General features: G+C 43.0%; 12 protein-coding genes. 6 read left to right on the top strand and 6 right to left on the bottom strand.

Annotated features, from left to right (window positions below; genetic code table 11):
- Nucleotides 1-41 precede the first annotated feature (41 nt).
- Nucleotides 42-362 carry a hypothetical protein gene (locus AAFF35_RS14715; protein ID WP_342333278.1) on the top strand — a complete coding sequence of 107 codons (321 nt, stop codon included), beginning with the start codon at nucleotides 42-44 and terminating at the stop codon, nucleotides 360-362.
- Nucleotides 363-615: 253 nt separating this feature from the next.
- On the opposite strand, the gene AAFF35_RS14710 is transcribed toward AAFF35_RS14715, so the two are convergent.
- Entirely contained in the window at nucleotides 616-2,907 is a 2,292-nt protein-coding gene (locus AAFF35_RS14710; protein WP_342333277.1) for a GH92 family glycosyl hydrolase, read from the bottom strand.
- 182 nt (nucleotides 2,908-3,089) lie between these two features.
- Between AAFF35_RS14710 and mnmA the strand changes: the two genes are divergently transcribed.
- Nucleotides 3,090-4,181 (top strand): tRNA 2-thiouridine(34) synthase MnmA, encoded by a 1,092-nt coding sequence (mnmA, locus tag AAFF35_RS14705; protein WP_342333276.1) that lies wholly within the window; start codon nucleotides 3,090-3,092, stop codon nucleotides 4,179-4,181.
- A 28-nt stretch (nucleotides 4,182-4,209) separates the two neighbouring features.
- Here the strand turns inward: mnmA and AAFF35_RS14700 are convergent, their stop codons facing one another.
- The 5 genes from AAFF35_RS14700 to AAFF35_RS14680 all read right to left on the bottom strand — a co-directional run bounded on the left by AAFF35_RS14700 (nucleotide 4,210) and on the right by AAFF35_RS14680 (nucleotide 8,030).
- Nucleotides 4,210-5,157, bottom strand: a complete 948-nt coding sequence (locus AAFF35_RS14700; RefSeq protein ID WP_342333275.1) for a metallophosphatase — start codon at nucleotides 5,155-5,157, stop codon at nucleotides 4,210-4,212.
- The gene (locus AAFF35_RS14695) at nucleotides 5,135-5,896 is read right to left on the bottom strand and encodes a 5'-nucleotidase C-terminal domain-containing protein (protein ID WP_342333274.1); all 762 of its coding nucleotides are present in this window, start codon (nucleotides 5,894-5,896) and stop codon (nucleotides 5,135-5,137) included. Before AAFF35_RS14695 ends, AAFF35_RS14700 begins: the two co-directional genes overlap by 23 nt.
- Nucleotides 5,897-6,003: 107 nt before the next feature.
- Nucleotides 6,004-6,516 (bottom strand): glutathione peroxidase, encoded by a 513-nt coding sequence (locus AAFF35_RS14690; RefSeq protein WP_342333273.1) that lies wholly within the window; start codon nucleotides 6,514-6,516, stop codon nucleotides 6,004-6,006.
- Nucleotides 6,517-6,643: 127 nt separating this feature from the next.
- Entirely contained in the window at nucleotides 6,644-7,399 is a 756-nt protein-coding gene (locus tag AAFF35_RS14685; protein WP_342333272.1) for an arylamine N-acetyltransferase, read from the bottom strand.
- Nucleotides 7,400-7,409: 10 nt separating this feature from the next.
- Complete coding sequence (locus tag AAFF35_RS14680; protein WP_342333271.1) at nucleotides 7,410-8,030, bottom strand: metalloregulator ArsR/SmtB family transcription factor; 621 nt, start codon at nucleotides 8,028-8,030, stop codon at nucleotides 7,410-7,412.
- A gap of 443 nt (nucleotides 8,031-8,473) precedes the next feature.
- Between AAFF35_RS14680 and AAFF35_RS14675 the strand changes: the two genes are divergently transcribed.
- Genes AAFF35_RS14675 through AAFF35_RS14660 form a run of 4 tightly spaced genes read left to right on the top strand, consistent with a single transcriptional unit; the run spans nucleotide 8,474 to nucleotide 14,677 of the window.
- Complete coding sequence (locus tag AAFF35_RS14675) at nucleotides 8,474-8,983, top strand: DUF2480 family protein (protein WP_342333270.1); 510 nt, start codon at nucleotides 8,474-8,476, stop codon at nucleotides 8,981-8,983.
- Nucleotides 8,984-10,111 (top strand): efflux RND transporter periplasmic adaptor subunit, encoded by a 1,128-nt coding sequence (locus AAFF35_RS14670; RefSeq protein WP_342333269.1) that lies wholly within the window; start codon nucleotides 8,984-8,986, stop codon nucleotides 10,109-10,111.
- Between the two features lie 9 nt (nucleotides 10,112-10,120).
- Complete coding sequence (locus AAFF35_RS14665) at nucleotides 10,121-13,279, top strand: efflux RND transporter permease subunit (protein WP_342333268.1); 3,159 nt, start codon at nucleotides 10,121-10,123, stop codon at nucleotides 13,277-13,279.
- 9 nt (nucleotides 13,280-13,288) lie between these two features.
- Nucleotides 13,289-14,677, top strand: a complete 1,389-nt coding sequence (locus AAFF35_RS14660) for an efflux transporter outer membrane subunit (RefSeq protein WP_342333267.1) — start codon at nucleotides 13,289-13,291, stop codon at nucleotides 14,675-14,677.
- Nucleotides 14,678-14,691: the final 14 nt, after the last annotated feature.

Genomic DNA, 14,691 nt, shown 5'->3' with positions numbered 1-14,691 from the left:
GTTGCTGACCGTGTTGATTTGGTAATATAGAACGAAGAATTATGTTTGGAATATTAAAGAATAAATTAGGGATTATAGCGGCAAAATCATTGTTAAGTGCATACGATACGGAAGAATTAGATGCAGGCAAAAGAATAGTTTCCATTATCGCCGGTGCTTACATCTTTCAAAGAGGCATAAGAGCCATTTCAAAACACCCTTTTATTGGCATACAAGAGACTTTATTAGGGGGAATATTATTGTATAACGGTGCGGTAGGCATCAATAAAAAGATCATTAGAAAACCAACAGATCTTTCTGATATCAGGAGAAATCAAATTCAGGGAAATGATCCGGACAGTGCGGTTCCGGCTTTCGTTTAAGGAATGGATAAGGCCGGAGGACCCGGCCGTATCAAACCTAAATTTTATACGACAAACGCTTGTCTATGAGCGATTATTGATCGTATGTTGAAGATCTGCATTATTTTCTATAAAAACAAAGAAAGTTGCTAAAATATCTAATTGATTTTAGCAACTTTCTTTGTTTTACTCCTTGTGGTTGTAAGCGTTTGTTTTTCAGTAGTTTAATTGCGTTTCCAAAAAAGATTTACTTTATCAGTAACGATTCTTAAATTTATTTTGAGGATTTAGCTGGTTTTGAAGACATATAAAATGTCAGTTTTCCACCTTTCATAATATCCTCATGCTTAATCTTATTTCCGGTTAAAATCTCGCCATTTAAAAGTACTTTTTGTACGTATACATTTTTATCACTCTGGTTAACGGCATCGATGCTAAAGGTCTTCCCTCCTTCCAGTTTTAAGCTGGCAGATTTTACGGAAGGGCTCCCCAGCGAATACTCGTCTGAACCTGGAGCAACCGGATAGAAACCTAAAGAAGAAAACATATACCAGGCACTCATCTGACCACAATCGTCATTTCCTCCCAGTCCGTCCGGTGTCGGCTTGTATTGCATTTTTAAAATCATCCTGACCCTTTGCTGCGTTTTCCAGGGTTGACCAGCCCAGTTGTACAAATAAGCCACATGGTGCGCAGGCTCATTTCCATGAACATAACCGCCAATGATCCCCTCTCTGGTGATGTCCTCCGTATCGGCAAAAAACTCATCCGGAAGGTGCATGCTGAATAAACTGTCTATACGGGCACCAAATCTCTGCTTTCCTCCCATTGCCGCCATTAACGATTCGGGATCATGCGGCACAAAAAAGCTGTAATTCCAGGTATTTCCTTCTATAAAGCCCTGTCCGTGAGTACTCAGCACATCAAATTCCTTTTTGAAAGTACCGTCAGCCAGTCTTGGGCGCATAAAGCCAATGCTTTTATCATATACGTTTTTCCAGTTTTCAGAGCGTTTCAAAAACGTTTCATAAATATCCGACTTACCCAATTTTTTGGCGATCTGCGCGATACACCAATCGTCGTAAGCATATTCCAGGGTATTTGAAACTGAGGTTCCGCTGCTTTCTGCGGGAATGTATCCCATATCAATGTATTTTCCTATCCCCTCATAATTGCGGTGATTAGCGGTCGTGATACAGGCCTCCAGCGCTTTGCCGGCATCACCATCATATACCCCTTTAATGATGGCATCGGCAAGGACAGATACACTGTGGTAGCCGCTCATACACCAATTGTCGTTTGCATAGTGCGACCAGATCGGCAGCATCTTCAATGCACTCTGGTCATAATGGGCCATCATAGACTTCACCATGTCATTATTTCTGGAAGGTTGAATCAGGTTAAAGAAAGGATGTAAGGCCCTGTAGGTATCCCAAAGTGAGAAAGTCGTGTAATTGGTAAAACCTTTCGCCTCATGTACATTCTGGTCCAGTCCTTTATATTGTCCGTTTACATCGCCATAAGTAGTCGGGTTGATAAAGGCATGGTACATTGCGGTATAAAAGTTAACCTTATCGTCTTCTGAAGCGTTGATATTGATCTTGTTCAGTTCTTTGTTCCATTCTGCCTGTGCCTCGTTTTTTACCTGATCAAAGTTCCATCCCGGGATCTCTGTGCGCATGTTCTCCAGGGCATTGTCCTGACTTACCGGAGAGAGCGCAAATTTTATGCTCAGCTGCTCCTGCTCATTGGTATTGAAATCAAAATGCATTCTGATCCTTCGTCCTGCAATTTCAGGGAAGTTGTTGTTCTGGTCGAATTTCCTCCAGAAACCACCATATACCTGTTTTTTATCAAAATTTTTCTGTCCGTAGCTTTTGAAAGGTTTTGAGAAAGACATGGCAAAATAGACTGTTCTGGTTCTGGCCCATCCATTGGTTTGGCGGTATCCCGTAATGAGGCTGTCGTTAACTACCCTTACATACGTCCATACCGTTTTTTCATCATAATTGTAAATGCCCGACATCAGGTCGAGGATCAGGTGCGACTCCGCTGATTTTGGAAAAGTATAACGGTGCATCCCTACCCTTTTACTCGCTGTCAGTTCGGCCTGAATCTGATGGTCATCCAGTTTTACTTTATAATATCCGGCTTCTGCGGTTTCATTTTGATGAGAAAAAGCAGAGCGAAAACCACTTTTAGGAACATCAGCTGTTCCCGGATTCATTTTTAAGGCCCCTTGTGTAGGCATGATTAGGAAATCTCCCAGATCGGAATGCCCCGTCCCGCTAAAATGGGTATGGCTAAAACCGACAATCGTCTTGTCTTCATATTTATAACCTGCGCAATATTTATAGACATCGCCATTGTACTTCCCATTGAGTTCATAGGAAAGTGTGTCTGTATCCGGACTTAGCTGCACCGATCCAAATGGAAGTGTTGCGCCAGGATAAGTATGGCCCATCTTCTGGGTGCCAATGATCGGTTTTACGTACTTTACCAGGCCCTGTTGTGCCTGAGTAGAAAGTGCGGGAAACAGTAAACAAAACAATAAAGCTTTCTTCATTTTCTGATTTGAAATTTTTTATGATAAACCTAAGATATAAATAATCTGGAAAGAATTAGCTTTATTATGTTGCTATAACGTTTAATCAGCACTTTGATCATTTCTCCTTTTTACAAGTAACTGACGGCAGAAATGAGAATGTATCAGTAAAAACCTTTATTTTTGCGTCAGAATAAATTATAATGAGTAAACTCGGTAGAATATTGGTAGCCATGAGTGGCGGGGTAGATAGTTCAGTAGCGGCAGTAATGTTACACGAACAAGGATATGAAGTTATCGGATTGACCATGAAGACATGGGACTATGCGACCTCAGGTACCAGCGGTAAGGAAACCGGATGTTGCAGCCTGGACAGCATCAATGATGCACGTACTTTGGCGGTAAATTACGGATTTCCACACTATATATTAGACATCAGGGATGAGTTCGGTGATTATGTAATTGACAATTTCGTTGATGAATATCTTGCAGGCCGTACGCCAAACCCTTGTGTTTTATGTAACACCCATATCAAATGGGAAGCTTTATTGAAACGTGCCAACAAACTGGATTGCGAGTTTATCGCGACCGGTCACTATGCCAATGTAAGGCAGCACGACAATGGCCGTCATGTGATCTCTAAGGGTCTCGATGAAAATAAAGATCAGTCTTATGTACTTTGGGGTGTTTCTCAGGAAAACCTGGCCCGTACAAAATTCCCATTGGGATCTTTTGCGAAGGCGGATATCCGTCAGATGGCTTTAGATATGGGACAGGAAGAACTGGCTAAGAAAAGCGAAAGCTATGAGATCTGCTTTGTTCCCGACAATGATTACCGTGCTTTCTTAAAGCATAAAGTTGGTGATCTGGAAGACCGTGTTGCAGGTGGTAACTTTATTACCAGCAATGGAATGGTCGTTGGACAGCATAAAGGATATCCTTTTTACACCATCGGACAGAGAAAAGGTTTGGGCATTGCCTTTGGCGAACCCATGTTTGTGACTCAGATTCTTCCGGAAAGCAATACTGTTGTTCTGGGAAGAGCAGATGAGCTGGAACGCAGAGAAGCGATGGTCAGAAATGTAAACCTGATTAAATATGAGAACATTTTAGAACCTATGGATAACGTGGTGACTAAAATCCGATATAAAGATGCAGGAACCCTAAGTACTATTGTTCAGGAGAAAGATAAAATGCGCGTGGTATTTGATCATTCTGTATCTGCAATAGCACCGGGCCAGTCCGCCGTATTCTACGAAGGAAACGACCTTCTTGGAGGCGGTTTCCTTTGTTAATATTTATGAATATTCGGTTAAGCTAAGCTTAACTATCTAATTGATCTGAAATGGTATAAGGTGCAGCAGTTTTAATACGCTTGCCCTTATATCTTTCAAAATAATAATCCAACCGGCCGAGGTTAATCCCTGCAAATCCAACCTGATTTATCGTAGTGATCTTTCCATCCAGATTCTGAATGTCTTCCGGCTGATCCATGAAAGTATGGGTATGTCCTCCAATGATCAAATCAATATTTCTCGTGTTTCTGGCCAGGACCTGATCAGAGTCTCTATTGCTGTCGTATCTATAGCCCAAATGAGATAAACAGATTACCAGGTCACATTTAAGGTCATTCTTTAGCAGACTTGCTATTTTATTTGCAGTTTCTACAGGGTCAAGAAATTGTGTTTCTGCATAGTTCCTGTCGCCCACCAGCCCTTTGAGCTTGATCCCTATTCCAAACACCCCTATTTTTATGCCTTGTTTTTTAAAGATCTTGTAAGGCTGTGTAGATTTGTTTAATAACGTATTGGAGAAATCATAGTTACTGCAGAGAATTGGGAAATTGGCATGTGGTAATTGTTTGTAAAACCCTTCCAATCCGTTGTCGAAATCGTGATTTCCCATTGTTGCGGCATCGTATTTCATTTCAGACATCAGCTTTATTTCCAGTTCACCACCATATTTATTGAAATAAGGTGTTCCCTGGAAGATATCTCCTGCATCAAATAACAGGACATTTTCTTCTTTTGCCCGGATGGCTTTTATTAGAGCAGATCGCCTTGCGGTTCCACCCAATCCCTGGTGTTTAGAGCCGTCCATAGGGAAAGGTTCTATCCTGCTGTGTACATCGTTGGTATGTAATATCGTGAGCTTGACCAGGTCTCCTGCTGCGATGGCATCAAAAGCATTTAAGTTCAGGGCAACTGCTGCAGCTGCCATCCCTCCTGTTTTAAGGAAGTTTCTACGGTTAATTTTTAGTAATTCTTCCATCTAATTTGGGATTGATTGTTTTACCAGCGGCTTCGTTTTCTTTAATATAGGTGATCAATGCGTCGCGCATTCTGACCCCAACGATCTTTTTCTCTATTGGCTTTTTGAAGCTCTGTACATTGTCGCCACCTTCGGCTACATAATCTGAAGTCAGGATCTTGTAGTTTCTTGCCGGATCATAAGGTTTTCCATTGATCATCACTTCCGTAGGCTGATCATTGACAATTTTCATTCTCAATCCAGCAACGGGCTGACCACCGGTTCTGGCGATGAAATTAAGCAGGTTCTGTACGTCTGAAGGAGCTAACGTAAAGATCACCATTTCATTTTCAAAAGGCATGACCTCAAAAATATTGGCCATTTTCACCTCTCCCTTTGGGATGTCAACACGCAACCCACCGTTGGTGGAAGGCATGGCGAAATCAATGGTCGGATCATACTTAAGGGCTTCGTGGAGTAAGGCATCAGAGAAGAAGTTTCTCAACAGGTTTTCAGGCACCTTATCATTTTTGCTCATCAGCACTTCGGAATGTCCGATCACCGTGTTCATCTCCTGTTCCATCTTTATTTTATAAGGAAGGTAGGTTTTGATCAGGGTGCTGTCGACAGCGCGCTCATTGTTCATCTTGTATTCCGCACGGTTGCTTTTTACCAGTTTGTAATGGCTACCGCAGGAAATCAAAAAGAAAGGAATGGCGGTTAAGGCCAGGTATTTTCTCAATGGTTGGATATACTGCATAATTATTTCAAAGCCCAAAGTTAAAGTAATCTATGCGTTTTGGGATTAAAAAAAAGAGAAATCCCGGTTAAGGATTTCTCTTTTGATGTCTAAAAAGAAAAAATTGACTACAGGTTTTTAGTCAGCTCTTCGCTCATTGGTGTTACTTTAGATCTGAAGCGGTGAACCAATTGTCCTTTTTCGTTGATCAGAAACTTTTCGAAATTCCAGTTGATGTCTCCTGTAAAATCGGGGTTCTCAGTACTGGTCAGGTATTTGAACAATGGATTGATGTCCGTTCCTTTTACGCTTACTTTTTCACTTAATAAAAAGGTAACGCCAAAGTTCTTTTTACAGAAATCCTGGATCTCAGCATTGGTGGCCAATTCTTGTCCGCCGAAATTACCAGCCGGGAAACCAATCAATACTACATTTTTACCATATTGCTTGTGTAATTTTTCCAGGGCCTCGTATTGTGGGGTATAACCACATTTCGAGGCGGTATTCACAATCAGGATTTTCTTTCCTTTAAATTTAGAAAGCTTTACTTCCTTGCCATCAATGGTTTTGAAGCTGAAATCATAAATACTTTTTGCTGGTGGAGTGAACATCAGACTCAGTAATATTAATAATGTATTCATTTTTAGTTTTTTTATAATGTATAAACGAAGTTAAGCACAAAAAGGTTTAATATATATAATTAAATAGTAAAGATGTGAGCTGCATAATCGTATTTTCAATATATGAATCTATCGAATGAGCTCTTGTTTAGCGGGCGCTCAACTGTATGTTAAAATATTTCCGAAGATCATGGTGAAATTCTGATTCTTCTTTAAATTCTTTTTCCATCAGCTTCTTGCCTTCCCGGATTTTTAAGCGTTCTCCGGTAATGGTAATTCTGCCATTTTCTGTAGCAATCGAACAGATTTTTTTCTTTGTGAAACTGGATTTTTCACTCCTTTGGTGATAGATGACCATTTCCTTAAAATCATCGGAAATTCTGGGGATTTCTGTAAAGATATATTCGGGAACAAAGACATCATCTACCCGCTTTTTGACGATCAGGTACCTGCCGTCAAACTTTTCTATTTGAAAATCACCATATCGGTCCTGCTGTAAGGTATCCAATGTAATTTTCAAAGGTTCGGCGCTGAAATCTCCGAATCCGACATCTACAAGATAGCGATCTCCATCAACTTCAGCCAGAATCGCCATATGGTCGAACTCTTGTCCAAAACCCTGGTCCTTATTGGCTACTCTTCCGGAAATGAGTCTGACTTGAAAACCTATGTCCTTTAACAGGCCAAAGAAGGCGCCGTTCAATTCATAGCAAAATCCACCTCTACCCCTTTCTACGATCTTTGAGAAGGCATTTTCCATTTTAATTTCTACACCCTGGTGGATGTCCAGATTTTCAAAGGGGACATGAAGCAAATGTAAGTACTGCAACTTTTTCAGCAAGTCAAGGGAAATGTTTAGGTCTCCCTCATAATTTATTCTTTTCAGGTAGGCAGAATAGTCCATATAGAAATTGTTATTTGCTGATTTCGGCAATGCGGTAAGCGCATCTCCGGTCTCCGCTTACAATATGGTCCAGGCGACTGATCTGAACATCATCACCCAGCACATGTTTAAAAATATTGAGTTCAGCAGAACAAAAACCCTGGCAGCTTTTTGCAGCGGCACAAATGGGACAATGGTTTTCTATGAGCAGGTAACCTTCTTTATCCTTGGTATATTCTGCCATATATCCTTCTCTGCTCCTGATTTCGGTTAATTTTGCAATCCGGTCTTCCAGGCTGAAAAAGGGCTCCAGCTCGTTCAGGTAGCGCACTTTTCCCGACTGTTCACTGACGTCAATTACGGCCTGAAGCGCATCTTCACCTAAAGTATCCCTCATGATACTGATCAGCTTGACCGTCAGTTCCGCATGCGTATCAGGGAATTTGGCATTGCCAAGTGCCGTTAAATTAAAAAACTGTTTGGGCCTGCCTACCCCCTGAGATTCATTGTAAGAACTCACAAGACCCTCTTCCGAAAATTTTAACAACTGCAATCTCGCACCCTCATTAGTTATTCCAAGCTCTTGCGCAATTGAAGCCGCCGTTAAAGCACCCCTGGTCTTCAATAACATTAAAAATCTGTTTGTCTTCATAATCTAATAAAACAAGTTTTTAGTTGTTTTATTAGCAAAAGTACTAACTTTGCCGAACTTATCAAGGCTGAAAGCTGATTTATTAGATTTTTCAGATAAAACCCTGGAAGAGTATAAAGACTTATTTATGTATTAAACAAAGGATTATGCCAATTAAACTACAAAAAAATACAAACACTGTTCCTTTTGCTGCTACCGAAGCCCTCCCCGTATACATTGTTCCTTACTGGAATGTGCTTTTCAAGTGTTCCCTCAGGAAGAATCGCCTGATTTAAGCTTCTTCTCCAAGATCCATATTTATAGTTAAGCGCATAAAATGCGCCAGCATTACCCGGTTCCGATAAAGGAATACAACCGGGCAGGAATCCCTATGTCTGAAAATTAATCCTGCTAAATATCGCTGAAGTAACTCAAGAAAAAACAAACCATTCAAATACCGACCAATGGACACGATTATAAATAAAGTAGAACAATCAGGAATCGTCACACTCGACCTGTTGTCATATAAACCCGCAAAAACCGACTATTCCGCCTTTGATATGGTCCCCTACCTCTTTCATGGCTATCTGCTCCAGGAAAAGTTATTCAGAGCCGAAATGAGCCTCATCGACTGGCATCAGTACCGCAATAAGGAAGTGGTCATTTGTTGTTCAAATGATGCCATCGTACCCTACTGGGCCTATGTCTTTATCGCTTCCCTTCTTCAGCCTCATGCTGCCTTTGTCTGTTTTGGAGGACTGGAAGATCATCAACAGCTGATCTGGCTGGAAAGAATAAAAGTGCTGGATTATTCGCCTTATAAAGACAAGAAAGTTGTGCTGAAGGCCCGGTCTGATGTGCCCGAAGCGATCTATGTAGCGGCGACCGGAAGATTAATGAAACGAGTTCAAACCCTGATGTGGGGAGAAGCCGGTTCTCCTTTAATGATTTACAAAAGAAAAAAAACGATATAAATGAAAACAACGATATTACTATACCCACTCCTGCTGACGGCCATCCTTACTTCCTGCAAACCTGCTCAAAACCAGGGACAGCAAGAGGCACTTCAAGAATTCCCAACCCGCTTACTGGAACCAGAGAAAACAGCCCTTTCTGTGGAATATCCCGCTACATTACAGGGAGAACAAACGGTAGAAATCAGGTCTAAAGTAGATGGCTACGTAGAACAGGTCTATGTAAACGAAGGTAGCCTGGTACGCAGAGGTCAGCCACTCTTTAAAATTGATGCCAATAGCTATTTACAGGAAGTAAACAGCAGGAAGGCCGCCGTATTGGCTGCTGAAGCCAATCTGGAAACGGCAACCATTCAGAGCCAGAGAACCAGCGTGCTGGTAGAACGAAAGATTGTAAACGCTTTCGAACTCACCTCTGCCAGGAACGCAGAGCGGGTGAAAAGGGCGGAATTAAATCAGGCAAATGCAGATCTCTCTGCTGCTAAATCCAAGCTCGCTTATACGAATATCGTAAGCCCGATTGATGGTGTTGTAGGCAGCCTTCCTTATAAGATTGGCAGTTTGGTGAGCAGTACTTCCGAAACGGCACTCACCACCGTAGCCAACACCAGACAGATCTACGCATACTTCTCTCTGAGTCAGCAGCAACTGGCCTCCTTTCTTCATAAGTACGATGGACAGCAGGTAAAGGATAAATTCAGAAACATGCCGGAGGTCTCCCTAACCCTCGCCGATGGAACGGTCTACGCGGCTAAAGGAAAGATTGAAACTTTAAGTGGCGTACTCAACGCCAGCACCGGTGCTGCCAATTTTAAAGCGGTCTTTCCGAATCCCGAAGCGAAACTCTGGAGTGGTGCCAGCGCGGTGTTGAGTATTCCTACCGCTGTTAATGACGCAATCCTGATCCCCAAGAGCGCAACTTTCGAATTGCAGGGGAAACACTTCGTGTTTACAGTTGATGCCGGAAATACGGTTCACAATACCCCAATAGACATCATGGATGCTGTGACGGAGAAAGATTACGTAGTGACCAGTGGTGTAAAATCCGGCGACAGGATCGTTACCCAGGGACTGGAGAATTTAAAAGACGGAATGAAAATTAAAACAGCTCCATCCTCAGCGAAATAAGAAAAAGACATGTTAAGAAAATTTATAGAAAACCCGGTATTGTCTACAGTCATATCGGTGATTATCGTCATCCTCGGGCTTCTTGGGCTGTTGTCCCTGCCCATCTCTCAATATCCGGAGATCGCTCCCCCTACTGTCGCCGTAACCGCGGCCTACCAGGGGGCCAATGCAGATGTAGTGATGAAAAGTGTCATTGTTCCGCTTGAAGAACAAATCAATGGGGTCGAAAACATGACTTATATGACTTCTACTGCCAGTAACAATGGAAGTGCCACCATCACTATTTTCTTTAAGCAGGGTACCGATCCGGATCAGGCGGCAGTAAACGTACAGAACAGGGTAACCAAAGCCACCAGTTTACTCCCCACAGAAGTGATCAAGGCAGGAATTACCACCAGCAAGAAGCTGAGCAGTACGGCGTTTAGCTTTCTCATCTATAGCAAAAATAAAGCCTATGATCAGAAATTCCTGGACAATTACCTGCGCATCAATATCATGCCGCAGATGAAACGTGTGGAAGGAGTTGGTGAAGCCACGATTTACGGAAACCAGGAATATTCCATGAGAATCTGGCTGAAGCCCGATGCCATGGCTAACCATGGAATGGTTCCCGACGATGTGATTGCTGCCTTAAAGGAGCAAAATATTGAAGCTGCGCCAGGGAAAATCGGTGAAAACAGCAGGCAGTCGGTTCAATATGCCTTAAAATATACCGGGCGACTGAATGAAGAGATCCAATTTGAAAATATTGTGCTTCGCAGTGCCCGTCAGGGTGGTTTGATCCGGCTTAAAGATGTGGCAAAAATTGAATTTGGAGCACTGGATTATACCACCTCGCTGGTGACGCAGGGAAAGGTATCCTCCGGAGGAGCAGTAAGCCAGTCGTCGGGATCAAATGCCAGAGAGCTGATTATTGCCTGTGAAAATATTCTGAAAGAAGCGTCCAAAGATTTCCCTCCCGGCGTGGAATACCATACTTTCCTGAATGCCAATGAATTTCTGGATGCCTCTATAGAAAAAGTAATCTATACCATCGTAGAAGCTTTTATCCTTGTTTTTATCGTGGTATTTATCTTTCTTCAGGATTTCCGTTCTACCCTCATTCCGGCAATTGCTGTTCCGGTAGCCATCATCGGTACGTTCTTTTTCCTGAAACTTTTTGGCTTTACCATCAACCTGCTGACCTTGTTTGCACTGGTGCTGGCAATTGGAATTGTGGTGGATGATGCCATCGTAGTAGTCGAAGCGGTTCATGCAAAACTGGATCAGGGCGCTAAATCTGCAAAGAAGGCCACCATTCATGCAATGAGTGAAATCAGTGGAGCCATCGTGTCCATTACCCTGATCATGTCTGCCGTGTTTGTTCCGGTAACCTTTATTACAGGTTCTGCAGGAGTCTTTTATAAGCAGTTTGGATTGACACTTGCCGTTGCGATTGTCATTTCCGCAGTGAATGCACTGACCTTAAGTCCGGCGCTTTGTGCGATCTTTTTAAAGCCCCATCACCCGGATCAGGAACATCAGCCAAAAGGATTTTTACCCAGGTTCTACGCAGGCTTTAATACGGCTTTCGAAACAGTGACGGGTAAGTATATGCGGGCTGTCCGATTCCTGATCCGCAGAAAATGGATTTCCGTTGCCGGGATTCTGTTGTTCGGTTTTATTTTCTACTCCTTATTGAAAACGACGCCAACAGGATTTGTACCGAATGAGGATGGCGGAGCTATTTATGGTGATGTGATTCTTCCTCCATCAGCTACGCTGGAGCGAACAGAACAGATCAGCAACCAGGTGGACAGCATTGCCAGAAGCATCCCTGAGGTTGAACTTTCCTCCAGGCTGGCAGGAATGGACCTGATCAATGGATTCGGGGGCTCCTACGGCGCTTTATTTATCCGTTTAAAGCCCTGGAAAGAAAGAAAAGGAAAAGACCAGGATGTCAATTCCGTCGTCAATCAGTTGTTTGCAAAAACTGCGCACATCAAAGGCGCCAAAGTGATTTTCTTTGCTGCTCCAACCTTACAGGGCTTCGGAAATAACAATGGTTTTGAAGTCCAGCTGCAAGACAGAACCGGCGGTGACTATAAAGAATTCGCTAAATCTATTGGCAAGTTCATGACAGCCATCAATCAACGTCCGGAGATCATGTACGCCACAAGTCCCTTTAATATCGGATTTCCAGAACTGCAGGTCAACGTAAACATCGAGAAATGTAAAGATGCAGGGGTAAGTGTCAATACCGTGCTGAATACTTTACAGGGATATTTTGGTGGGGTTTATGCCTCCGACTTCAATAAATTTGGAAAACAGTATCGTGTGATGATGCAAAGTCATCCTGATTTCAGAGCGAAAGAAGCGGACATCAATAAGGTTTATGTCCGGACAGAACAGGGAATGATGGCGCCAATTTCAGAGTTTGTGACCTTAAAGAAAACCTATGGTCCGGAGTTTATTAACCGCTTTAATCTGTTTACTTCAACCACCGTAACCGGCTCACCGAATAAAGGTTATAGTTCTGGTGATGCGATCAAAGCGATAGAAGAAGTTGCAGCACAGACCTTAAGCCGGGGCTATACTTATGAGTTTTCCGGCCTAACAAGGGAAGAGCTTTCCAGCGGCAGTCAGACGGTGATGATTTTTGCCCTTTGCCTGGTGTTCATTTATTTTTTATTGAGTGCACAATACAAGAGCTATATCCTACCCTTTTCTGTCTTGCTTTCCCTCCCGATTGGTTTGGCAGGCGCCTTTATCTTTGCGAATCTCTTTAACATCGACAACAACATCTTCCTTCAGATCAGTCTGATCATGTTGATTGGTTTACTTGCCAAAAATGCCATCCTGATTGTCGAATTTGCCTTGATGCACCGTTTGAGTGGCAGAAGCATTGTACAATCTGCAATTTACGGAGCAAAAGCAAGATTAAGACCGATTCTGATGACCTCCTTTGCCTTTATATTCGGGCTTGTTCCCTTAATGATGGCTACCGGAGCCGGTGCACTCAGTAACCGTTCTATCGGTACAGCCGCTGTTGGCGGAATGCTGATCGGAACTCTCTTTGGCGTATTTGTCATCCCTGTTCTTTTTATCATTTTCCAGTCTGCACAGGAAAAGATTTCAGGAACACCAACTCCGAATCATCCCCCACGTCCATTAGAAAAAAACATTTAATCTACTGTAATGAATACATATAAAACATCTTTCTTTTTGCTGATTTCCATAGGATTGTGGGCTTCATGTAAAGTAACCAGGCCTTATCAAAAGCCCGACCTGTTAGTTGCTTCTTCTTATAGGGAGGTCAAGGTTTCCGATACCAGCAGCATGGCAAGTATGAAATGGTCTGAAGTATTTACCGATACCGTTTTAAATCAGCTGATCTTACAAGGATTGGCTGCCAATCTGGACCTGAAGATTGCCGTATCGCGCATTAGCGAGGCTCAGGCAGGCTTGCGCTTGAGCAAAGCGGCATTCTTGCCAGGGCTAAATGGGAATATAGCTGTAAAACAAAGCAGGCTGGCCTTTCCGCAGGGCTTTGGAATGATCAACAACTCCACTCAATATGACCTTGGCATCAGCAGCAACTGGGAAATTGACATCTGGGGTAAACTGAGTAGCGCAAAACGCGCTGCATTTGCCGATCTTCTGGCCAGTGATGCCGCAAAACGGGCCGTTCAAACCCAGCTGATCGCAGATATTGCCAATCATTATTTTGAATTACTCGCCCTGGATCAGCAGTTACTGGTGACTCAGAAAACCGCAGAAAATAGGGCTGCGGATGCGGAAGCCATCAAATTGCTTTTTGAAAGCTCCATCTTAAACGGTGTGGCAGTGGTACAAAGTGAAGCCAATTATTACGAGGCAGACCTTGCCATTCCCGATATACAACAGCGGATTAAAGAAACAGAACATGCTTTATGCGTGTTGCTCGCCCGTGCTCCTTCCAAGATCAGCAGAACTTCTCTCGCTCAACAGCGACTTGCCTATGATTTAAAACCCGGAATACCAACGCAGTTGCTGGCCTACAGACCGGATGTTCAACAGGCTGAATATCAGTTTCGCGCCGCATTTGAACATACCAATATCGCAAGGGCTTCCTTCTATCCTTCGCTGAACATTACCGCTGCAGCCGGATTTTCCAGTCTTGGGCTCAGCAATTGGTTTAGCAGTGCCGGTTTATTTGGCAACATTGCCGCCGGCCTTACACAGCCTATCTTTAATAAGGGGGTAAATAAAGCCAGGCTCAGCACTGCGGAAGCGAAACAGCAACAAGCCTTATACGGTTTTGAAAACTCACTTTTAAAAGCTGCTCAGGAGGTTTCAGATGCTTTATCTTCCTATGAACTTGCTGCGCAGAAAGAAGAAAAACGCGGTAAACAGTTAAAAGCGCTGGAACAGGCAGTCGCTTTCAATAAAGAATTGCTGAACAACAGCAAAAATACCAATTATACAGATGTCCTCGCAGCAGAGCAAAATCTGCTGACGGCTGAATTAAAAGGGATCAATGATCAAAGTCAGAAATTACATGCCATCGTCAATTTATACCGTGCATTGGGCGGTGGGTGGAATTGATCCTAAAGAAATGA

The organism is Pedobacter sp. FW305-3-2-15-E-R2A2, from assembly GCF_038446955.1.
GTDB lineage: Bacteria > Bacteroidota > Bacteroidia > Sphingobacteriales > Sphingobacteriaceae > Pedobacter.
Note: the sequence above shows the minus strand (reverse complement) of the source record. Positions and strands in the feature narration are given on the sequence as shown.

Bases quoted from the DNA above. Each gene is read 5' to 3' on its own strand.
- AAFF35_RS14680 (WP_342333271.1), bottom strand. From the start codon at position 8,030: ATGAAGACAAACAGATTTTTAATGTTATTGAAGACCAGGGGTGCTTTA.
- AAFF35_RS14700 (WP_342333275.1), bottom strand. From the start codon at position 5,157: ATGGAAGAATTACTAAAAATTAACCGTAGAAACTTCCTTAAAACAGGA.
- AAFF35_RS14670 (WP_342333269.1), top strand. From the start codon at position 8,984: ATGAAAACAACGATATTACTATACCCACTCCTGCTGACGGCCATCCTT.
- AAFF35_RS14690 (WP_342333273.1), bottom strand. From the start codon at position 6,516: ATGAATACATTATTAATATTACTGAGTCTGATGTTCACTCCACCAGCA.
- AAFF35_RS14710 (WP_342333277.1), bottom strand. From the start codon at position 2,907: ATGAAGAAAGCTTTATTGTTTTGTTTACTGTTTCCCGCACTTTCTACT.
- AAFF35_RS14685 (WP_342333272.1), bottom strand. From the start codon at position 7,399: ATGGACTATTCTGCCTACCTGAAAAGAATAAATTATGAGGGAGACCTA.
- AAFF35_RS14665 (WP_342333268.1), top strand. From the start codon at position 10,121: ATGTTAAGAAAATTTATAGAAAACCCGGTATTGTCTACAGTCATATCG.
- AAFF35_RS14660 (WP_342333267.1), top strand. From the start codon at position 13,289: ATGAATACATATAAAACATCTTTCTTTTTGCTGATTTCCATAGGATTG.
- AAFF35_RS14715 (WP_342333278.1), top strand. From the start codon at position 42: ATGTTTGGAATATTAAAGAATAAATTAGGGATTATAGCGGCAAAATCA.
- AAFF35_RS14695 (WP_342333274.1), bottom strand. From the start codon at position 5,896: ATGCAGTATATCCAACCATTGAGAAAATACCTGGCCTTAACCGCCATT.
- AAFF35_RS14675 (WP_342333270.1), top strand. From the start codon at position 8,474: ATGGACACGATTATAAATAAAGTAGAACAATCAGGAATCGTCACACTC.
- mnmA (WP_342333276.1), top strand. From the start codon at position 3,090: ATGAGTAAACTCGGTAGAATATTGGTAGCCATGAGTGGCGGGGTAGAT.